General features: G+C 73.4%; 1 protein-coding gene and 1 pseudogene. Both read right to left on the bottom strand.

Annotated features, from left to right (window positions below):
- Positions 1–161, bottom strand: a pseudogene (locus tag C7C45_RS34855) (two-component sensor histidine kinase); the annotation flags it as partial.
- Between the two features lie 44 nt (positions 162–205).
- On the bottom strand, positions 206–440 hold a 235-nt coding region (locus C7C45_RS07630), incomplete at its 5' end, for a winged helix-turn-helix domain-containing protein (protein ID WP_146247292.1).

Raw genomic sequence — 440 nt, 5'->3', positions numbered from 1 at the left:
AGGGCCACCGCGTCGGCGGTCCGGAACGCCTCGGTGTCGACCGTTCGCTGGAGCACGAAGCCGAGCGCGGCGAGCAGCACCACCCCACCCAGGGCCAGCCCGACGGTGAGGCCGAGGACTCCGATCACCATCAGTCGCCCCCGCAACCCCAGCGCCGGCATCCGGCGATGCCAAGCCCGGCGGGCGGGCACCGGGTCGTCGGCGGTCACGTGGCGAGCCGGTAACCGGCGCCCCGGACCGTCTCGAGCCGGTCCCGGCCGAGCTTGCGACGCAGGTAGCCGACGTACACCTCGACCGCGTTCGGCGCGGTCTCCACGCTCGCGTCCCAGACGTGATCCAGCAACTCGGTCTTGGAGATCACCTGGCCGGGCCGGCGCATCAGGTAGTTCAGCAGCGCGAACTCCCGCGCGGTCAGCGCCACCTCGGCGTCGGCCCGGGTC

Origin of the sequence: Micromonospora arborensis, assembly GCF_003205615.1 — a bacterium.
GTDB classification, from domain to species: domain Bacteria; phylum Actinomycetota; class Actinomycetes; order Mycobacteriales; family Micromonosporaceae; genus Micromonospora; species Micromonospora arborensis.
This window is presented reverse-complemented; position numbering and strand designations above follow the sequence as displayed.